Source organism: uncultured Alistipes sp. (assembly GCF_902388705.1).
In the GTDB taxonomy this organism is placed as follows: Bacteria; Bacteroidota; Bacteroidia; order Bacteroidales; family Rikenellaceae; genus Alistipes.
Genome location: NZ_CABMQJ010000010.1, coordinates 1 through 22,057, shown reverse-complemented (window position 1 = coordinate 22,057; position 22,057 = coordinate 1). Strand labels below are relative to the sequence as shown.

General features: G+C 55.1%; 12 protein-coding genes and 1 tRNA gene. 7 read left to right on the top strand and 6 right to left on the bottom strand.

The window, feature by feature from the left end; translation table 11 throughout:
• Window positions 1–3,270 (top strand): glycosyl hydrolase, encoded by a 3,270-nt coding sequence (locus QZT71_RS05055; RefSeq protein WP_295913368.1) that lies wholly within the window; start codon window positions 1–3, stop codon window positions 3,268–3,270.
• Between the two features lie 106 nt (window positions 3,271–3,376).
• Here the strand turns inward: QZT71_RS05055 and QZT71_RS05050 are convergent, their stop codons facing one another.
• Complete coding sequence (locus tag QZT71_RS05050; protein WP_295913366.1) at window positions 3,377–3,784, bottom strand: hypothetical protein; 408 nt, start codon at window positions 3,782–3,784, stop codon at window positions 3,377–3,379.
• Between the two features lie 12 nt (window positions 3,785–3,796).
• Window positions 3,797–6,616: a M6 family metalloprotease domain-containing protein gene (locus QZT71_RS05045; protein ID WP_295913364.1), complete on the bottom strand. Its 2,820-nt coding sequence runs from the start codon at window positions 6,614–6,616 to the stop codon at window positions 3,797–3,799.
• 378 nt (window positions 6,617–6,994) lie between these two features.
• Between QZT71_RS05045 and QZT71_RS05040 the strand changes: the two genes are divergently transcribed.
• Genes QZT71_RS05040 through QZT71_RS05025 form a run of 4 tightly spaced genes read left to right on the top strand, consistent with a single transcriptional unit; the run spans window position 6,995 to window position 14,215 of the window.
• Window positions 6,995–10,309 (top strand): TonB-dependent receptor, encoded by a 3,315-nt coding sequence (locus tag QZT71_RS05040; protein ID WP_295913361.1) that lies wholly within the window; start codon window positions 6,995–6,997, stop codon window positions 10,307–10,309.
• Between the two features lie 22 nt (window positions 10,310–10,331).
• Window positions 10,332–12,272, top strand: a complete 1,941-nt coding sequence (locus QZT71_RS05035) for a RagB/SusD family nutrient uptake outer membrane protein (protein WP_295913359.1) — start codon at window positions 10,332–10,334, stop codon at window positions 12,270–12,272.
• 22 nt (window positions 12,273–12,294) lie between these two features.
• Window positions 12,295–13,500 carry a DUF4959 domain-containing protein gene (locus tag QZT71_RS05030; RefSeq protein WP_295913356.1) on the top strand — a complete coding sequence of 402 codons (1,206 nt, stop codon included), beginning with the start codon at window positions 12,295–12,297 and terminating at the stop codon, window positions 13,498–13,500.
• Window positions 13,501–13,528: 28 nt separating this feature from the next.
• Entirely contained in the window at window positions 13,529–14,215 is a 687-nt protein-coding gene (locus tag QZT71_RS05025; RefSeq protein WP_295913350.1) for a DUF4998 domain-containing protein, read from the top strand.
• Between the two features lie 337 nt (window positions 14,216–14,552).
• Here QZT71_RS05025 and QZT71_RS05020 read toward each other — a convergent pair whose 3' ends face one another.
• Entirely contained in the window at window positions 14,553–16,496 is a 1,944-nt protein-coding gene (locus QZT71_RS05020; protein WP_295913348.1) for a glycoside hydrolase family 97 protein, read from the bottom strand.
• 435 nt (window positions 16,497–16,931) lie between these two features.
• On the opposite strand from QZT71_RS05020, the gene QZT71_RS05015 reads away from it, so the two are divergent.
• Together QZT71_RS05015 and QZT71_RS05010 are read left to right on the top strand one after the other, a co-directional pair.
• The gene (locus QZT71_RS05015; protein ID WP_295913346.1) at window positions 16,932–18,866 is read left to right on the top strand and encodes a beta-L-arabinofuranosidase domain-containing protein; all 1,935 of its coding nucleotides are present in this window, start codon (window positions 16,932–16,934) and stop codon (window positions 18,864–18,866) included.
• A gap of 503 nt (window positions 18,867–19,369) precedes the next feature.
• Window positions 19,370–20,092: an AraC family transcriptional regulator gene (locus tag QZT71_RS05010; protein WP_295913343.1), complete on the top strand. Its 723-nt coding sequence runs from the start codon at window positions 19,370–19,372 to the stop codon at window positions 20,090–20,092.
• A gap of 42 nt (window positions 20,093–20,134) precedes the next feature.
• Here QZT71_RS05010 and rhaM read toward each other — a convergent pair whose 3' ends face one another.
• From rhaM to QZT71_RS04995, 3 genes are all read right to left on the bottom strand, one after another.
• On the bottom strand, window positions 20,135–20,449 hold the full coding sequence (gene rhaM, locus QZT71_RS05005) for an L-rhamnose mutarotase (protein WP_295913339.1): 315 nt from the start codon (window positions 20,447–20,449) through the stop codon (window positions 20,135–20,137).
• Between the two features lie 188 nt (window positions 20,450–20,637).
• Window positions 20,638–20,719: transfer RNA gene (locus QZT71_RS05000), tRNA-Leu, on the bottom strand.
• A gap of 69 nt (window positions 20,720–20,788) precedes the next feature.
• The gene (locus QZT71_RS04995) at window positions 20,789–21,403 is read right to left on the bottom strand and encodes a signal peptidase II (RefSeq protein WP_295913335.1); all 615 of its coding nucleotides are present in this window, start codon (window positions 21,401–21,403) and stop codon (window positions 20,789–20,791) included.
• Window positions 21,404–22,057 lie beyond the last annotated feature (654 nt).

The following is a 22,057-nucleotide window of genomic DNA, read 5'->3' as shown; positions in this document are numbered from 1 at the left end:
ATGAATTTCAAAAACAAAGCCCTGGCCGTGCTGTTTGCCGCCTTGGCCGCCCCGGCAGCCTTCGGGCAGGTGGCTGCCGTGCCGGATATGAACGAACTGCGCCGTCCGTTCGGGGCGGAAGATGTTTCCGCTTTCGCGAAACCGCCTGAAATCAACTATCCCCAGACGTGGTTCCATCTTATCGGCGGCAATGTGTCGGCTGCGGGAATCACGGAAGACCTCGAGGCGATAGCCGGAGCCGGAATTTCCGGTGTACAACTTTTCCACGGACAGTTCGGCGGCCCGTGGCCGGGCGTCGAGCCCCAGATTACGGCGTTGAGCCCGACGTGGGACGACGTGGTGAAGCATGCCGCAAGCGAAGCCCGGCGGCTGGGACTGCGTTTTACGATGCAGAACTGCTCGGGCTGGGCTACTTCGGGCGGCCCGTGGATCGAGCCGTCGAATGCCATGCGGCACCTCGTGTGGAGCCGCACGGATGTCGCGGCGGGGGATACGGGTGTGGCATTGCCCGTTGCGGCGGCCGGCCGGGAAACGTGGCGCGATTACCGCGATGTGGCGGTGCTCGCTTTTCCGACGCCGCTGGACGATACCGGCGATTTCCTGAAACCCCTGTCGGTCGAAAGCAACCGCGAGGCGCCGTGGAAAGAGGTGCTTTGCGCTGCGAACGGAAGCTTTGCACAGCTTCCGCCCTGCGACAGGGGCGACCCCGTACGGATTGAGGTCACGTTCCCCGAGGCGGTCGTCGTCCGTACCATCGAACTGCCGAGCATGAACAGCATCAACCATCCCCGCTGTTACGAGCCCGGGATAACCCTGACCGTCGAGGCTGTCGCTCCGGACGGAAGCGTTACGCAGGTCATGCACGGCGAGGTGCCCTCGGCCAATTCGCAGGACAATACGCCGGTTTCGTTCGCTTGTTCCGACGGCATTGCGACCGCTAAATACCGGATTACAATCGTAAATCGGTACGATATGACGCTCCGCTCGCTGAAACTCTATACCGCGGCGCGGAAGAACTGCTGGGAATCCGAGGCGGGGTGGACGCTCCGCAACCTGGAGCGCGCGAATGCTCATCCGGTACAGAATCCGGCCGCATATGTTTCCCGGGAGCGGATTGTGGATATTACGGCTTCGATGAAGGACGACGGTACGCTGGACTGGACCGTTCCCGAAGGACGCTGGACGATTCTGCGCATCGGGCATGTCAACACCGGGCGGCGGAATTCGCCCGCCCCGCCCGAAGGAACGGGGTGGGAGTGCAACAAACTCTCGCCCGACGGTGCGAAAGCCCAGTTTGCAGGGTATATCGGACGTCTGAACGACGGCCCGCTTGCCGGCGGGCTTCTCGGCGGCATGCTGCTGGACAGCTGGGAGTGCGAAACGCAGACTTGGACAGCCGGTATGGAGGCGGAGTTCGCAAAGAAGAACGACTATGAATTGCGCAGTTGGCTGCCTGCCGTTCTGGGGTTCGTGGTCGGCGACCAGGAAACTACGGCCCGCTTCCTGCGCGACTGGCGGGGAACGATTTCCGACCTGTTCGTCGAGAATTTCTACGGGACGATGGCCGGGCTGGCGAAAAAGAGGGGACTGACCATCACCTACGAAACGGCGGCGGGCGACGTGTTCCCGGCCGACATCCTCGAATATTATAAATATGCCGACGTGCCGATGTGCGAGTTTTGGCAGCCCTTTACCGACGGGTTCGTCGGGTCGCTGAATTTCAAACCGATAAAACCGACGGCCTCGGCCGCCCGATTCTACGGCAAACCCCGCGTTGCGGCCGAGGCTTTCACGTCGTTTTCCCATACGTGGGACGAACATTGGAGCATGTTGAAAGAGGTGGCCAACACCAACCTCGTCGAGGGAGTTACGCATCTTGTCTACCATACCTATACGCACAATCCGCAGCGGCCGTTCCTGCCTCCCGGCACTTCGTTCGGCGGGCCGGGCATCGGTACGCCTTTCCTGCGCGGGCAGACCTGGTGGAAGCATATGCCCGCCATCAACGACTATTTCGCCCGTTGCAGTTATATGATGGAGCGCGGCCGGCCCGTGTCGGACATCATCTGGTACCTGGGCGACGAGTTGAGTCCGAAGCCCGATCAGGATCCCGATTTGCTGCGGGGCTACAAATACGACTACTGCAATCCGGATATCCTGATGAACCGCCTCCGCGTCGAAGACGGACGGTTCGTAACGCCCGACGGCATCGAATACAGCGTGCTTTGGCTGCCCGATAACTGCCGGATGCTGCCCGAAACGCTCGAAAAGATACTGGCTTTTGTCCGCAGCGGCGCCACCGTCATCGGCGATGCCCCGCAGGGGCTTGCGACGCTTAACGGCGGTAAAGCGGCGCAGCGGCGTTTCGACAAGGCCGTGAAAGGTATCTGGGGCAGCAATGTCCCGGGCGTGCGGAAAGTCGGCCGCGGCCGGGTGATCTCGGGCCTGCCCGTCGCCGAAGCGCTTGCCGCGGCGGGCATTGCTCCCGATGTCCGCGGCGATGCGCTCTGGGCACACCGCCGCACGGAGGGTGCGGACTGGTATTTCGTATGTCCGCAGAAAGGCGCGGGCTTTTCCGGCACGATGGATTTCCGTTGCACGGGCCGCGCCGAGATATGGAATCCTGCGACCGGTGAAAGGCGCCTCGCCGAGGCTTCGGCATCCGGCGGACGTACCCGCGTGATGCTGGATTTGCCGCAGTCGGGGGCGTGTTACGTCGTGTTCCGGCGGGATGCGGATACCTCGGAGCCGCTGCGTCCGGATATGACACGGTGGGTGGCGCTGGGTGCAACGCGGCTGCATGACTGGACACTGCGCTTTCCTGCGGGCTGGGGTGCTCCCGGGGAGTTGAAACTGTCGGAACTCAAACCCTGGAAAGAACTCGATATTCCGGAGGAGGGGCGGGCGTTTTCCGGGACGGCCGTTTATGAAACGACGTTCGAGATGCCCGAAACCGGGCGTAATCTTTCGTATGTGCTCGATTTGGGCCGGGTCGAGATGATTGCCGCGGTTACGGTGAACGGTTGTCCCGTGCAGACGTTGTGGGCGCCGCCGTACCGCGTGGAGATTACCGATTATCTGCGCCCCGGAAAAAATACCCTCGTCGTCGACGTGACGAACACCTGGTTCAACCGGCTGGTGTACGATGCCGGGAAGGCCCCGGAAGAGCGTAAAACCTGGGTGATACGGTGGCCGTCGCCCGACGAGCCGCTGCGTGACGGCGGGCTTCTCGGGCCCGTGCGTGTGGATGTCGTGAGCATGCCCGAATAACCTGCCGCCGGGAGCCGGCGATGAAAAAGCCCGGAGCATAGGCTCCGGGCTTTTTTGTGCGGGTTGCCGTCGTGCGGGAAGACGGCGCCGATTCGTTGCCGTCCGGTTATTCGAGCCGGAGTATGAGCCCGATTTTTGTTTCCGCGTTCCACAGCCAGACTTTGCCCTGATCGTGTTTCAGCACCAATGCCTGCATCTGCTGTGAGGGGAAGCTCGATATGCCGTGCGTTTCCACGGTTACGGATACGTATTTGTCGACGACGGGATCGGCATCCAATGTACAGGATATGTAGCGGCTTTGCGACGTATTCTGGATGCGGAAGCTCCGGTGACGGGTGTTGAACGCAAGTTGATAAATGTCGTTGTCGTAGATGAACAGGTTGTTTTCGTTGTCGTACACGCCAGGTACCTCCTTTTTCAGCAGCGCGTACGAGTGGCCGGCATCGACCTCGTTATCCTTGCAGGCTGTCGCCGCAACAAGGACGGCAACCGTAAAAATGATTTTTTTCAGCATGGTCGTGGTGTTTTATTTCGTGATTTCCAATTCTTTGATAAGTACTTCTGTCGAACCGTCTTCGCGTGTGATTTCCGCCCGTAATTCGCACGGGCCGGATTCGGTGAAGACGTGCTCGTCCTCGTCGAGTGCGGTTCCGTTTAGTTTCCAGACGATCTTGCAACCCTCCTCGTCGATATTCGAAGCGACGAGCGGAATGGCTTCCCCGATGCCGAACCTTCTTTTGGTCAGTGGAATTACGGGATATTCCGAGGTGAGCGGATTCGTCAGAAAACCGAACTCGACAGGCGAGGTTTCCTCATGGCCTGCCGCCGCAACGGTGCCCTCGTACTCGGTGTCCGGCAGCAATCCTTTGATGTAGAGTGACGTCGCGGTCTGAACGGGGGCCGAGAGGTAGTCCGTGTCGCCTTTGCGGCGCCAGCGCACCTGCCATTGGGTATCGGGGTTGTAGCCGGGCCATGAAATTTTGGCTTCGCGTTGGTAGGGGAGGATGTCGACCATGCCCGAATTCATTTTTACGTATATCCGGCATTCGCCCTTGACTTCCGGATTCTGGACGGAGGTAGCCGTAATCAAGGCCGAGCCCGTGGCGTTCGCAGTCAGTTTTCCCTGTTTGTCTACCGCAACGATTGCGTCGTCGCTGCTTTCCCACGTCACGCGGCGGTTTTGGACATTGATCGGGAGTATGTTCGCATGCAGGGCGAGTTCGTCGCCCACGGCCATTTCGAAAGAGGGAGCGTCGAATTCGATTTTTTCCACGGGAACATCCACGTCGTCGAACAGGACGATCGATATCACCCAATTGATTCCCAGGTCGTTGGTCATGTGCCACGACTTGCCGTTGTCGGTCGATATCAGGCCTCCCTTGCCGTTGACCTGCGGCCCGTGGTCGGCTGTGGAAGGCCATCCCGCCGCGGAGTGCAGCAGATAGCCTACTTTCAGGCTCTTGCCCTGTTCGATCCGAATGTTTCGGGAGGAGAGGTCGACCGTCGTCAAGCCGTCCGTAACGATATTTTCCATCGGTTCGCAGTAAACCACCTCATCGTCTATGAAAACATACAGGTCGGCGACGTTGCCTTCCCCGCCCAGCTGGATGTTGACTTTCTGGAGTGCATTCCCGACATACGCCGAAAGATCGCTGCTGTCCCAGCCGGCCGCCCTGATTTGGTTCGGAACGAAAAAAATCCCTTGGAAATTCTCTCCTTGATACCACTTCAGCTTCGTTCCTCCGACCTCGCCGGTCGCTTGCAGGGTGATTTCCCGGAAATTGTCGCCCCGGACGACATCGACGTATCCGGAGTAGATCAGGTACCCCTCCTTGTCGGCCTGTAATTGGTATTTACCGGCTGGAATGTCGGTGAACAGACAGGTTCCGGAGAGTCCTGTGTCCCCGCTTATCCGCTGCCCGGTCGCTGTCAGGCCGCGGGTTACCAGAGCCGACTGCCGTTCGGATTCTTCTACGGGCATAAGGCTCACATACGTGTTAATCATCAGTTTGCCTTCGCTGTTTTTCACCGTCACGCTCAACGACGCCGTGTTGGTTTGTTTCACCGAGAACGTTATGTTGCCGTCGGCCTGCTGTTTGATATTTGAAATTTCGACTCCGACCGGAAGCCCGGCCCAGGTTCTGAATTCCGGATGTGTTTTGGAGTTGAGTTCCGTCACGTTCCGGCTTCCGGGATAATACATTCCCGCACGGTAGGATGCCGGGGCGTTTTGATTGTCCGCCTCGACGAGTTCGTGGCACGGGTGGGAGGGGGCGCCGTTGGGGGCGTTCATGCCCCACATGCCCATTGCCGTATTGGAGCGGGTGCCGCTGCCGTCCGGCCATGTCACGATGTTGTCGGAGCGGTCGATGTGCCATACCAGCATGCCGCCGAATTCGAAGAACGAATCCCACGGCGTGATGTCACCGCCGTTGCTGCGGTTCGAAAAGAGGAAGTATTCGTCGGGGTTGTTCGTTTTCAGCAGCAATCCCTTGTTTCTGGCGAGCGGCTCGAGCGTATATTCACCCTCCCGATCAATCACTTCGTAGTCCAGCCAGCCGAGCATCAGCCGCTCCATGGCGTTGAAATTTACCGGGATGGTGCCTCCGTTGAAGGTGCCGTCGCAGTAGATCGAGAATTTACCCAGACGTCCCGAATAATCGTCGGTCAATCCCAACGTATGTCCGAATTCGTGGAGAAACGTGGAGTAGGCGCCCCGTATGGTTTCGGTAGCCATTTCCTGGGAAATGGCGTAGCTGTCCACGAGTTTGCCGTCGAGCACCAGGCCGCCGCCCGCTACGCCCGAAGCGTGCGGCCAGGGAGTCGGTATGGAGGTGTCGTTCGGCCCCGAGTGGAACAGATAAACGTTGTCGACCTTGTCGTCGTGGTTGTAGTCGAATTCCGAGAAATCGACTCCATATTGTTCCTTTGCCATTTTGCAGGCTTCGATGACCAGTTTTCCCACGTCACCGTCGTTTCCTTCGCCGGGCTGGGGCTTGCCGCCGTAGTAGCCCATGGATTTGGACAGGGTGAGGGGCCCTACCACGACGAATTGCGGCCGGAACTTGCCGCCGGAGTTGTCGATCAGAAATTGGCGGGCACTGCCCACGCAGCCGATACCCGTGTAGTTTTCGCCGTTGAGCATTCGGTCGTACTCCCGGTTGGCATCCGGGGTGTAGAAAGGCCTTTCTTTCGTTTCCACGAGCAGGATGAGTCGTTTGACATCCCCCTGCCAGACCACCTTGTTGATGGTCGGTTCCCACGTCGCGGCGGTACATGCCTGCCGGAGCCCGGAAACAAATAACAGAAGAACAAGCGTCTTGCGGATTAAGTCGATGGTTTTCATGTCGGTTTGTAATTGTTTGTAATAATAGGATTAAGTGTGTCCGGTGAAAAGGACGCCGCGCCGGGTGCCTGCGGTGCCGAAACGGCTTTCAGCAAATTTAATCGGAAGAAAGTTTGCGCATAGAGCGGGATTTGTTATTTATGCATGGCGTTTTGGCATTCTTGAAACCCGCTTTCAATTATTATCATTTTCTTACAGTCAACCGTCATTTGGCATATTATCCCGAGGTAACCGAACCTTTAATTTTGTAAAAAACAATTTTAAAGCACCTGCCTATGACCTGATGAACCCGACACTTTTTCCGTACTGTAATGCGTCCGGCTGTCTGACCGGACTTTTCAACGCTAACCTATATTAATTATTAACCCTATCAATGTTATGTCTAAAAATCGCATTTATGGTGAAAGATTTACGAATGTTGGTATGATTTTCCGCCAGACGGGCAAGCCGTGGGGGCGCAGGACGGGTCTGCTGCTCGTGTCGGCCGTTTTCTGCCTGTCGTCCCTGTTTGCGGCAGAACCGGCATCGGGTGCACCCCGCAGCGGCAGTGCTGCAGCTCCCGCCGGTGAAGCGGCTCCGAATTCATTCTCTCCTTCTCAAAAGGATATTACGGTTACCGGTTCCGTCGTGGACGAGGACGGCGGACCGTTGTCCGGCGTGACCGTCGTTGTGAAAAATTCCGGCGCGGGCGTTATCACCAACAGCAACGGCGAGTTTTCGATAAAGGCTCCGGATGCAAATTCCGTCCTCGCTTTTTCTTTTCTGGGATATGAACCCCAGGAACTGGTCGTCGGCGACCGGCGTATTCTCACGGTTATCCTCAAAGAGTCTGCACAGGAGCTGGAGGATGTCGTCGTCGTAGGTTTCGGCACCCAGAAAAAAGAGAGCCTTGTCAGCGCCATAACCACTGTCAGGCCGTCGGAACTGAAAGGCCCGACGAGCAACCTGACGACGATGATCGGCGGTCAGATTGCCGGTATGATTTCCTACCAGCGCAGCGGCGAGCCCGGACAGGACAATGCCGAGTTTTTTATCCGCGGCGTGGGTTCGTTCGGTGCCGGCAAGGTCGACCCGCTGATTCTGATCGACGGCATCGAATCGTCGAGTACCGACCTGGCCCGGCTCCAACCCGACGATATCGCCGATTTCTCGGTACTCAAGGATGCTACGGCATCGGCCGTTTACGGCGCACGCGGTGCCAACGGCGTTGTCCTGGTCAATACCAAGAGCGGCCGGGAGGGGAAAACCCAGTTCAATTTCCGCGCTGAAAACTCCATTTCGACCAATACGAAGAATTTCCGTTTTGCCGACAACATCACCTACATGGAACTGGCGAACGAGGCGGTGCTCACGCGTAATCCCCAGTCGCCGCTGACCTATTCGAAGGACAAAATCGAGCAGACCCGTCGCGGTGCAGACCCGGTGCTCTATCCGAACAACAACTGGATCGACCAGCTGATTAAGCCCTCGACCATGAACCAGCGTTTCAACGCGAACCTTTCGGGCGGCGGACGGGTCGCACGCTTCTATCTGGCCGGGACATTCAACATCGACAACGGCGTGCTGCGCAACGACAACAAGAACGATTTCAAGAACAACATCAGCCTGAAAAACTATTCGATTCGCTCGAATACCGACCTGCAGTTGACCAAGACTACGGTGGCTACCGTGCGTGTCTACGCCCAGTTCGACGATTATAAAGGCCCGATAGGGGGCGGCGAGAATATCTTCAGGTCGGCAATGGCCGCCAACCCGGTCGCTTTCCCCGCCGTCTATCCGCAGAGCTATTCGCCCAATACGACGCATCCAATGTTCGGTAGCGCGCTGACACCCAACTCGACGGAGGTGCTTTACAAGAATCCCTATGCACAGATGGTATCGGGTTATCAGGTGAATAACTCATCGACCATCAATGCGCAGATCGAATTCAAGCAGGATTTCGGTTTCTGGGTTCCCGGACTTACTGCGCGTGCCATGGGATATACCCAGCGTTACTCGTTCTTCACGACCTCGCGGCAGTACAATCCGTTCTTCTACAAGGCGAATGTCACCTCGCAGGGGGTGGTGCTCGCACCTTTCAACGACGGTAGCAACAACTCGATCGGTACGCCGGGTACCGAGTATCTCAACTACAGCGAGGGCGAGAAGAAAGTCAGCACCGCATATTACGGCGAGGCCGTGATTAATTACGACCGCACATTTGCCGACCGGCACAAGGTGACGGGCATGCTGATCGGTACGATCCGCCATTCGATCGTCGGCAACGCCGGATCGCTGGAGGCATCGCTTCCTTCGCGCAACCTGGGCCTTTCGGGACGCTTCACCTACGGTTACGACTCCCGTTACCTGCTGGAATTCAACTTCGGTTACAACGGTTCCGAGCGTTTCGCCCCGAACAAGCGCTGGGGATTCTTCCCCTCGATCGGCGGCGGCTGGGTAATCTCCAACGAGAAATTCTTCGGTTCGCTCAAGAACGTCGTTTCCGAACTCAAACTCCGCGCCTCGTACGGCTTGATAGGCAACGACCAGATAGGCCGGGCCGAAGACCGCTTCTTCTACCTCTCGCGGGTCAACCTGAATGAAACGGGCGACCGCTCGCAGGTTTTCGGCGAGAATTTCCTGTATTCGCGGCCGGGCGTACTCATGGAGCGTTACGCCAACTATGAAATCGGCTGGGAGGAGTCGCGGCAGCTGAACGTCGGCCTGGACATGAATATCGCCGGGGTGAATATCATCGTCGAGGGGTACAGGCAGAAACGTACGAATATCCTGCTCGACCGTACCTATATTCCCGGTACGATGGGCCTCCACGCCACCGTCCAGGCGAACACGGGCGAGGCCGAATCGCACGGTATCGACATTTCGGCCGATTACAGCAAATTCTTCCGCAGCGGCATTTGGACGACTCTGCGGGGTAATTTCACCTATGCGAAAAATAAAATCACGGTATACGACGAACCCCAGTATCCTGCCAACGAATACTACCGTTCGCGTGTAGGGTATCCTTTCGCCCAGACCTGGGGCTATGTCGCCGAGCGCCTTTTCGTCGATGACGAGGAAGTCGCCAACTCGCCGACTCAAAAATTCGGGGATATCCCGGTTGCTGCCGGCGATATCAAGTACCGCGATATCAACGGTGACGGTCAGATTACCGAAGCCGACAAGATTCCGATCGGTTTTCCGACGACTCCCGAAATCAACTACGGCTTCGGCGGCACGATCGGTTACAAGAATTTCGATTTGAGCCTCTTCTTCCAAGGTTCGGCCCGCTCTTCGATTTTCATCGGTCCGGGCGACATCTCTCCTTTCGTGATGAAGACGGGCGCCGGGGAGAACGGCAACCAGAACGGTCTGCTGCGTGTGATTGCAGACAATCACTGGTCGGAGGACAACCGGAATCTGTATGCATTCTGGCCGCGTTTGAGTGACCGTATCAATGAAAACAATACGCAGGTGTCGACCTGGTGGATGCGCAATGGTGCGATGCTTCGCCTCAAATCGGTGGAAATCGGATACAACCTTCCCGAAAAGGCGGCGCGTAAAATCGGCATGTCCAAATTGAGGGTTTACGTGAACGCGACCAACCTGTTCGCCGTCAGCAATTTCAAGCTGTGGGATCCCGAAATGGGAGCCAATGGTCTGGGATATCCGCTCCAGCGCGTGTTCAATATCGGCATTACGCTGGGATTATAATGGGAATTAAAAATCGAGTAATATGAAAAGAATCAAATTCCCGATTCGGGAAAAAATAAAAGCCTGCGGGATTGCCTGCTGCACTTTGCTGGCTGTTTCCTGCAACAGTTTTCTGGACATCGTGCCGGACAACATACCCGTTATCGACCATGCGTTCACCAACGCGATGGAGGCGGAGAAGTTCCTTTTCACGTGTTATTCCTACCTGCCCGGTTCCGGTGAGCCGTCGGGCAATATCGGCATGACCGCCGGTGACGAGATCTGGCTGAACATGCCGAACCACGTGGCTTCTCCGGCCTGGGACTACATTGCCAAAGGTGTGCGCAGCGCCGACAGGACGCAGCCGAATTTCTGGAGCGGCAGCGACTATACCTATCCGTTGTTCATGGCCATCCGCGACTGTAATATTTTCCTCGAGAATGTCGAGGATACCTCCAAGGTCGCCGACCTCACCGTGGACAAGCGCGCCCGCTGGATTGCGGAGGTCAAGTTCCTGAAAGCTTTCTATCATTACTACCTGCTGCGCACTTACGGTCCTATTCCGATTGTAGACAAGAACCTGCCGGTGTCGGCCTCGCCCGAGGAGGTGCAGGTGAAGCGCCGGCCGTTCGACGAGTGCGTCCGGTATATCGTCGACCTGCTCGACGAGTGCAACCCCGATTTGCCGTCGGTTATCGCTAACAAACAGTCCGAGCTGGGACGTATTACCAAGCCCATCAACCGTGCCCTGAAAGCGAAAGTGCTGCTGTTGGCAGCCAGTCCGCAGTTCAACGGCAACAGCGATTATGCCAATTTCCGGAACCACGACGGAGAGTTGCTCTTCACGCCGGATCCCGACCCCGACAAGTGGGCCCTGGCGGCAGATGCAGCCAAGGAGGCGATCGAAAGCGCCGAGAGTGCCGGACACGAGCTCTTTTATTTCAAGGACGCTCCGTTCGAAATCTCCGAAACGACCAAAACCCAGTTGAGCATCCGCCAGGCGATTTGCGAACGATGGAACAAGGAGGTCGTCTGGGGCCGTTCGGGGGGCCGCGGGCGTGCCGGGGCTGCGTTGCAGAATGCTTGCATGCCGTTGCTCGACGGAGGTATGAATATCAATACCGTCCGGGGTTGCATTGCTCCTACGTTGGCGATCGTCGAAGAGTTTTATACGAAGAACGGCGTGCCCATCGACGAGGACAAGACACTTAATTTCACCAAAATCAATGAACTGCGTACGGCGACGGCCGATGAGCGTTATAATTTCGAACAGGGCTACCAGACGGCCCGGATTAATTTCGACCGCGAGAACCGTTTCTATGCCGACATCGGTTTCGACGGCGGCAAATGGATAATGGAATACCATCCGTCGCGTTCGGATGTCGACACCTATGTGCTGAAAGCCAAGAGAAATCAACTGGGTGCAGGCGTGGTGAACGGTGCGACCTCCTCGACCGGTTACTTCACCAAGAAACTCGTACACTGGGAGTCCGGTTTCGGAAATACGACGACCGGCGTAGTCGAATACGCATGGCCCGAAATCCGCCTTGCGGAGGTTTACCTGATGTATGCCGAAGCGCTTAACGAAGCGGAAGGACCGGTAGCGGACGTGCATTTCTACCTGAACGAGGTGCGTAAACGCGCCGGGTTGGGCACCGTCGAGGAGTCGTGGAAGAATTATTCGAAGAACCCGACCAAACCCAATACGAAAGAGGGCATGCGCGAGATTATCCGCAGGGAACGCCTCATCGAATTGGCACTCGAGGGACACCGTTACTGGGATTTGCTGCGGTGGAAACTCGCTACCGACTATTTCAACAAGCCGATCACGGGATGGGACATCAACCAGTCCCAGGCGGTGGCCTATTATCAGGTGAAGACGATTTACAACCGTTCGTTCGTTGCACCGCGCGACTATTTGAGTCCGATCGACACCAAGGAGTTGAACGTAAATGCCAATCTGGTGCAGAATCCGGGCTGGTAATTAACCGGAAAAATTGAATGATATGAAAACATCTATTTTTGTAATCGCACTTTTTGCAATTCTATCCTCGGGTTGCAGCGAGGACAAGCTGGAGCCGATGGGACATAATTCGACTCCTCCCGGCACGGTATCCGATATCCGGGTCGAAAATCAGCCGGGACAGGTGAAGATCACCTACAAACTGCCCGCCGACCAGGATTTGTTATATGTCAAAGCCGTCTATAAGCTCAATTCGGGCGCGACGCGCGAGATCAAGGCTTCGTATTATACCAATACGATGACCCTCGACGGATTCGGCGATACCGATACCCACGACGTAAGCGTGTATGCGGTCAACCGGAGCGAAGTTGCTTCGGAACCCGTTACGGTGCAGGTGAAGCCGCTCGAAAATCCGATATGGGGCGTCCGGCGTAGCCTGAATATCCTGCCTGATTTCTCCGGCATGCAGATCAATGCCGAGAATCCGACGCAGCAGGTCGTGGCGATTGAAATCATGCAGAAGGATTCGCTGGGCAAGTGGCAGTATGTCGAGGGCGTCGAATCGAGCCAGCCGCAGATTCAGGTGTCGAAACGCGGGCTCGATACGCTCGACTACGAGTTCCGCTTTACGGTGCGCGACCGTTTCCTCAATTACACGGATACGCTTTATGTCGAAGTCAAACCGCTGTTCGAACAGATGCTCGATAAATCCAAGTTCCGTGCTTATAACCTGCCGGGCGATGCGCAGCCGGAACAGCCGGGCTGGCTCGAAATGGACCGTATGTGGAACAATATCTACGATTACACCAACCACGAACGCTGGCTGACGAGGCTCGATACCGGCAATCCCGAGAAGCCCCAGGTTTCGACCTTCGATATGGGCGTTGCAGCCAAGTTGAGCCGTCTGACACTGTTCAACTGGCGGTATGAAGTCGACGGGCAGCCCATGTTCTATTATGGCGAGCATATGCGTTATTTCGAGATATGGGGCACGATGAATCCCGATCCCGACGGCAGTTTCGACAACTGGGTATTGCTCGGGTCGTTTGAGAACAAGAAACCTTCGCAGCTCCCCTACGGGCAGCAGTCCCGCGAGGATCAGGAGGCGGCAATCAAGGGATTCGATTTCATTTTCCCGCTCGAGAACCTGCCGAAAGTACGTTACGTGCGGATTAAGCACATCCAGAACTGGGGCGGCGATACCCACTACGGTATCGAGGAGATCGACTTGTTCGGCGACCCGCGGTAATTATTATCCATTTAACGTATTGACCGAAATGAAAAGAAAAACCGTTATAAATGCACTGTTGACGTGCTGTGTGGCGTGCGGGCTGCTTTCCTGTACGGACATGGACGAATACAAGAAGATTTCCGGGGACAAGGAGATAGTCTATCCCGGGAAAATACAGGACGTGACCGTCTATTCGGGCGACAGCCGGTTGGTTGTAGAGGGACTCTGCAACTCGGATCCCAAGGTTACGAACTGCCGCATCTGCTGGAATCTCGATGCCGATTACGTAGATGTTCCGGTGGATATGTCCGGTGGGTCATATTGGCTGAAAAAGGAGATCGCCCTGCCGGAGAACTCCTACAATTTCAATATTTATACCTATGATGCCGAGGGCAACCGCTCCATTCCGGTGAGCGTTACGGGCAAGAGTTACGGGGAACAGTACAAGGCTGCTATCAGCAACCGCCTGGTCAAGTCTTTTTCCGTGCAGAACGGTCGGCCCGTCATCGAATGGTGGGAAATCGACACGACTCTCGGGGCGTTTGCCACCGAGGTGGTGTATACCGACAACCAGGGCGCTGAAGTGAAAGTGCAGGTGCCTGTCGAAGAAATGTCGACCGTCCTGGACGGCTATGACATGACTTCGGAGGTGGAGTATACCACGCTTTACAAACCCGATGCGCTTTGTGTGGACGAGTTTCGCTCCGTTACCGGCAAACTGTTGCTGGAGTAAACTCTGTCGTATGGTGTGAAGGGCGGCCGCGATTTTCGCGGCCGCCCTTATTTTATGGGACAGCTTTTGGCGTGAGAGCTTGTTTACACAGGTGCCTGCATTGGGCTCGTTGCGCCGGGCATTTGCAGGGCAGTGCTGCCCGTTTTCCGGAACGACTGCCGCGTGGCGGTTCCGGTTTTCCCGAACGGGAGGGGCCAGCTGCCGGGTTTTCTGATGATGTCGTGTCGTCTGCCGGTGGGATTGGATTTTCTGTATAGGTGGAAATCATGGAAAGCAATCACCCCGGAAAATCCAATCTCGGATTTTCCGGGGTGAGGTGCATATCGTGTGCGTAGGATTATTCGACTACCGCTGTCCAGCCGCCGTTGCGTGCCATTTTCAGCGTAAGCTTGTCGCCGGCGGCGACTTCGCGTTCTATCCGTCGGTAGTCCATCGCCTGCCTGAAGGCATTGGGGCCGTCCTCGAAACCGGTCAAGTCGTACCTCCTGCCCGGAGTAAGAAAATCGAGCGGGATTTCGAGCTCGAGGCCCTCGTTGCTGCCGTTTATGGCCCCGATATACCATTTGCCGCCTTTGCGCTTGGCTACGACCGCATGTTTCCCGGCGACGGAATTCAGCGAGCGGGTTTCATCCCACGTGACGGGAACCTGGCTGATGAAACGGGTGCATTCGTCGTTGCGGTAATAGAGCGTCGGATTGTCGGCCAGCATCTGCAGCCCGGTTTCGAACAGGACGAAAAGTGCCATCTGGTAAGCCCGCGTGCCGATGCTGGCCGCGTTGGGACGGTTGCCGCAATACGATTCGGGCTGCATGGAGAGCATGGCTCCCGGGGTGTAGTCCATCGGGCCTACGGCGTTGCGGATAAAGGGAAACCAGACCGAATTGGCCGGTGTGCAGCCGCCCATGTTTTCCATGCCCCGGACGCCTTCGTAGGCCAGTACGTTCGGGTATTTGTACTCCAGCCCTGCCGGCTTGAACGAGCCGTGGAAAGCCACGACCATTTTATGACGGGCCGCTTCGGCCGCGACCCGTTCGTAATAGTCGACCATCCATTGGTCGCTGCGATCCATGAAGTCGATTTTTACGCCTTTCACACCCCATTTGCTCAACTCTTCGAACATTCCGAAATTCTTCTCTACGGTCAGCCATGTCATCCACAGGATGATGCCGACGCCTTGCTCCCTGCCGTAGCGGATAAGTTCGCGGACGTCGACCGCAGGATTAGGCGTGTAGGGGTCGCGCGTATCGCGGGCCCAGCCTTCGTCCATAATGATATAGGGGATTCCGTATTTCGCGGCGAAATCGATGTAATACTTGTAGGTTGCCGTATTGAATCCGGCGACGAAATCGACATCCGGCCCGTAGGGCGACGCGGCGTTCCAGAACTCCCAGCTGACCTGTCCGGGTTTGATCCATGAGGTGTCGCCGAACGCCTGCGCTTCGGCGAGCCGGGCGGTCATCGTATTTTCGACGAATTGTCCGTCGTCTTTTGCGATGACGAAATAACGCCACGGGAATGCCCGCGTTCCCGCTGTGCGTGCGATGTAGTCGGCCTCCTTCAGGATACGCATGCTCCTGTCCCCCGACTCCTCCGTTTGCAGCGGGACTTTCGGGAATGTGCCCGCCATGCCGTTTTCTCCCGTTCCTGAAAGGAACATGCAGGGATAGTCGGTCAGCGAGGATTCGCTGATCAGTATTTTGAATCCCTGCTTGGTGTCGAGCAGTACCGGCAGTACGGACATCCGATCGCCGGGCAGCCAATCCTCGGTCGCGACGATGCTGTACGGCTCCTCGTAGGCTGTCCGGAATCCGCCGGTCTGCTGCAATACCGCCGAGTAGTGGCCGGGAAAGTTCAGGGTGAAATCTTCGGAGAGTACCTCCGTGTCACCTTTGAACGAGGTGACGAAGCGGTAGGCCATGCCGTCGTCGTAAGCCCGGAACTCCACGGCCCACCCGCCCCGGAAGTCGAGCCGGAGCGTGTTGCAGCGGTCTGCGATTTTCGCGAATTTGAAAGCCACGGCGGGTGTGAAGCTGCGGTCTACGGAGCCGCTTTTGTGTCGGATGAGTCGCGGCTCCCGGCCCAGGACACCGTCGCGCAAGTGCAGCCCCAACGTATTGTTCTCCAGCAACAGCCTGCCGCTGCCGTAAACCGAATATCTTATTTTTTCCGCCACATCGACCGTGACGGTTATCTCCCCGTCGGGGGATTTCAGTTCGAAAGTCTTGGCCTGCAGGACGTATGCCCACAGAAGCCCGGCCACTACGAGGATGGTTTTCAGCATGTCTGGTTTCTGTTAGAATTTGTTTTGTCTGTCGTTGCAAAAATGCCCTTTAATTGCGGAATACCCCCTGTGGAATTTGATTTTTAGGCATGGTATTCTGACCGGAATGCGGAGTGTCTGTGTTTGTCCATCCGAGTTTTACGGGACGTGTCCCGGACGAGGTTGTAATTGTGTTGCGTGTGTCGTTTTGTGTCGGGATGCGTCTGCCCCGCAACCGTATTCGTGCCGGGTTTGCCTGTGCTTGCCGGTACTGTTTGTGCCGGGAGTGGGATATCGGTGCCGGGTTGTCTTGTCATTGCCTGTCCCGACAATGTCAATTCGTCCTGCGATAAAATCATTTTCGGTTATCTTCCGGCGTGGCCGTTATCTTATTTTTGTGCCGACTATCGGAACGGCGGTGCCGTTTCTCATAACTAACGTTTTTATTCGGATTACATGAAGAAAATCATTGCAAGCATCATCCTGCTGGGATTGTGTACGGTTACGGAGGCGCAACCCGATTATTCGGTATTGCAGGAAACGGGCATCGGACAGGTCAGGCCGGCCGGTTGGATGAAAGAGGTGCTGATCGCCCAGAGCCGGGGGTTGAGCGGCCATATCCGCGTTGCAGGCCATCCTTTCGATAAGGAGGGCTGGGGCGCCGCCGAAGAGAAGAGGATGGGCCATTGGGCCGATTATGAGCAGACCGCGTATTGGGCTGACGGCGCTTTGCGGCTGGGTTATTTCGTCGGTGACCGGGAATTGACACAGCAGGTGCGGGATTGGATCGATTACCAGTTGCAAAATGCGCGGCCCGACGGCTTCCTCGGCCCCGAGTTGGATAACCTTTGGCCCCACGTGGTCTTTTTTCGGGCGATTATGGCGGAATACTCCGCGACCGGTGACTCCCGGATTATCGAGGCGTTGTCGCGCCACTATAAAAATGCGGAGCGCAGCAAGTTGTTGATAAAGATCGACGGATACGATTTCGATTTCAACGAACGCACCATGCTGCATATCGAAATGCTGTGTTGGCTTTATCAGAAAACCGGGGATACATTCTTCCTGGACAAGGCCGAGCAGACCTATAAAACGTTCTGCGAACTGGGCGGCCCTTTCACGATGCAGGCTTTCGCCTCGGAAGAGGTGCCGATCGTCCATTCCGTAAGCTCCTCCGAAACGCTTAAAATTCCCGTTATTCTTTATATTAACACCGGGAAAAAAGAGTACCTGAATGCTGCGTTGCACGGGCTGAAAAAGGTGTATGCCTATCACGGACTGGCTGACGGGGTACCTTCCGGAAACGAAGCGCACGACTGGAACCGCCCCAACGAAGTGCATGAAACCTGTGACATCAGCGATGCTCAATGGATGCTGGGGTATTTCCTGCAGGCTACCGGGGATGTGCATTGGGCCGATCTGATGGAGCAGATATGTTTTAATGCTGCCATGGGAGTCGTTACGAAAGATTTCAAGGCCTTGCAGTATTACGGAAGCCCCAACCAGGTCATCGCCCGGGAGAATTCGAGCCCTTGCACTTATATCGGAGGACAGGATCGCATGGCCTACCGTGTCGCACACGGCCCTGCCTGTTGCAATGGCAATATGACGCGCATGATTCCCCTGTTCTGTTCACGTCAGTGGATGAAGAAGGGGGAGGACGGCATTGCCGCTGTACTGTATGCGCCCTCGGATTTTAAAGCGCAGGTCGGCGCGAAAGGCCGCGAGGTCACGATCCGCGAAGAAACAAATTATCCTTTCGACGAGCATATCCGTTTTACAGTGGATGTCGCCCGTCCCACCGAGTTCTCCTTCTGGCTGCGTATCCCCGAATGGTGTCGGGATGCTTCGATCCGTGTCAACGGCCGGCCGCAGCATCTGTTTTGCGGAGCAGGCTCTTTTACGGAAATACGCCGGACGTTCCGGCAGGGCGACGTTGTGGAACTGTGCCTGCCGATGAAACCTCAATTTGTGGAGATGCCCTATAACGGCCTGTCGGTGTACAGGGGGCCCTTGTTGTTCGCACTGAACGTGACGGCCGATGCGAAAATCATCGAGAAGAGGATGTTCGACGGAATTGAATTCCGTTCGTATTTCCTCACGCCCGTTTCCGAATGGAATTACGCCCTTACGGACAGAAGCCGTATCGAAGAGGTGAAAAGCGGGGATTACACCCGGTTGTGGGATCCGGAAAAGACACCGATACGGCTGAAAGTGCACGCTGCGAAAGTGTTGAACTGGCAGTTGTACCGCGGCGTTTTCACTCCCGATATCCCCTCCGTGATAAACATGGGCGAAGAGCGTGCGGTCGAATTGATACCGATGGGCGCCACGTTGTTGCGCATCTCCGTATTTCCTGACTTGCGTAAGATTCCGGTTTTGGATATCTGACCCGGGGAGGAGGGATTTCCCGTCTTTCAGGGATTAGGGCTGTCTTTTTGGTGCCATTCCGTTTTATGGAACGGAATCCGGCAGACCGTTCCACCGGGGGCATTTTGTTTTTTGGGAGCAGAAAGATTGTCTTTCTGCTCTTTTTTATCGAACGGATGGAATACTTTGCGGCTGTGTTGTTTGGAAGTCCGACCATTGCCTGCCGGATAAAGGCGGCGGGTGTTTTTGCGGCCGAATGTTCGACGTGCCGGTGTGCCGAATCGGAAAAATGTTTATATTTACACCGATTTATGCCTTTTTATGGGGTGAATCAATCCGATGACAATATAGAATATGTCGAAAACAACTTCTTTCAAATATCTGATCAGCAGTGAACGGGATAGGTCGTGGGGGATAACCGTGGACAATGTCGGGGAGTATTATATCGAACCCGGGTATTCGATTTACCCCCCCCCTCGGCAGGGCATCCGGACGACTATTTTTTTAACATTCGCAGGGGCCGTGTGCTCGATAATTATCAGTTGGTTTACATTTCGCAAGGGCGGGGCTGGTACCACGAAACGCCTGAAAAGCGTGTTGAAATCAAGGGCGGGTGCATGCTCACCATCCCGCCGTATACGTGGCACAGTTACTATCCGGACAAGAAGGACGGATGGCAGGAGTATTGGATCGGCTTCCGCGGTTCGCATATAGACGATCGGTATAATAACGGCTTCTTTAACCGCAGCAAAACCATTCACAAAATCGGCCTTCGGGAGCATGTCATCGACCAATATAAAGAGGCCCTGGAAATAGCATTCAAGGAAAAGACGGGCTGCCAGCAGGTTTTGGCGTCGATTGCCAACAGCATACTGGCCTATGTCATCTATTACGACAGCAACGACTGTTCCGCCAGCAATTCCGGCGCCGAGAAGATAGACCGGGCCCGGAGCATCATGCGCGAGAACATGCTTGAAAATATTACGCCCGAAGAGGTGGCCGAACGGATTAACATGAGTTACTCCTGGTTCCGAAAAACATTCAAGGAATACACGAATGTTTCTCCGGCACACTATATCACGCAACTGAAACTGCAAAAGGCGAAACTGATGTTGCTCAATTCGCAGATGAGTATCAAGGAGATTGCATTCTGCCTCAAATACGAAGACGCTGCCTATTTCTCGGCAATATTCAAAAAATACGTAGGATGTTCTCCGTCCGAATACAAAGTTGCATGTAACGGTTGAGTGTCGACGCCGGCGCGGCTGCGGGCGCCGCTCCGTCCGTATCTATTCCATGTAGAACATTTCCGGGAGTTCGACGGTAACGGGGGAGTTGTCCGGATTCACGTCGATTATGTCGGCCATGTAGTCCCACCATTTGCGCACCAATTCGTTGGCGCCCATCTCCTGGGAGCCGGCTATTCCTCTGTTTTTCTGTACGCCTACCAATGTATTGGTATCCCTGTCGAGGAAAATCGAATAGTCGTATACACCTTCCTGTCGCAGTTGTTGAGTCAACTCCGGCCATATTTTGTCGTGTCGTTTCCGGTATTCTTCTTCCATGCCCGGTTTCAGCCGCATTTTAAATGCTTTCGATTTCATGTCGTAAAATTTTAAGCAAAATTAAGTTAAATGCCGCTTGTTTCGTCAGGGCGAATTGATACGATGACATGGAAAAATGGGCGTATTCTTCAGTGCTTTTTTCTATACTGTAAATGTTGTTTTTGCCGGGATGGTAGCGAGATAAAATAAAAAACCCGTCAGAGAAACTCCTCTGACGGGTTTTACCGTGCCCAGGACAGGAATCGAACCTGCACGCCTTGCGGCACACGCACCTGAAACGTGCGCGTCTACCTATTCCGCCACCTGGGCATTATTGGAATTGCGGTGTGCAAAAGTAACACTTTTTTCTGAATCACCAACAAATTTTGTGAAAAAAATCTACTTGCTCAAGAATTTGTACTGAAACAGAAGTATATAGACGACTGCGACCGATATGTAGGCATCCGCCAGGTTGAAGATTGCCCCGAAAAAGTAATTGTTGCTGTCGACCAAAAAATTCAGGAATCGGGGTACGCCGTTCCACTGGAACAGCGGGAAGTAGAACATGTCGACGACTTTGCCCATCATGAATCCCGCATAGTGGCCGCCGAAGTGTGCGACCGTATACGGAGTCGATTCGGAAAAGAGCAGTCCATAAAATGCGCTGTCGATGATATTGCCGAGGGCTCCCGCCATGACCAGCGCCAAACCGACGATGACTCCTTTGGGTGTGTCTTTGCGGCGGTGGGTGAGGTGGTACATCAGCCAGCCGATAAAGCCCACCATAACGAGCCGGAAAATCCCGAGCAGCAGTTTCCCCCAGTCGAATCCCCCTTTCGTTGCGATATGCATGCCGAAAGCCGCACCGTTATTCTCGATGAACCGCAGTTGGAACCAATCCGGAAAGACTATGATCGATTCGTCGAGGTGCATGTGGGTCTTGACCCAGATTTTGAGCGCCTGGTCTGCTATGAGCAGCACCAGAATGAGCAGCGATATTTTTTTTAAGTTCACGTCCGTTGGGTAATTGTTGAATAATCTGACGCAAAAATAGTAAAAAATCTCTGTTTTGCAGGTTTCGTTCCGATTTTACCACCGGGCCCGAAGTATATTCCGCGCTGCGGTTCGGGAGAAACAGGTGCTGAACTGCTGTTGTTGCGGATGCTTCCTGCCATAAGGGCGTGCATTTGCTCCGGTGTTATTTCTGCTGCTTTATTATATATATAGGTGGAAAAGTCATTTTTGAAGAAATTTAAGATTTTATGCAAAAAAGATGCAAAAAAACTTGCAGGTTCGAAAAAAGTCGCTACCTTTGCATCCGCGTTTAAGAAAAACGGTTGTTCTTACAAAGACTGAAAGTTTACAATAAAGGAGCTTGAGGCTCTCTGTGAACAGGTTTTTTCGAAATTCGCAAAGTTCTTGAAAAAAGATTTGCAGGATTAAAAAAGATGACTTATCTTTGCAGTCCTTTCGCATTGTAAAATGCGTGATTTTTTCAACTGGTTCTTTGAATTACTGGTTATATTTTGAGAGAAAAAGAAATGTAGTATTTATCTGTCAATTTCCTTTTATAAGGATAAACGAATAGTCAGGACTCTAACAAAACATTTATAATTTTATACAATGGAGAGTTTGATCCTGGCTCAGGATGAACGCTAGCGGCAGGCC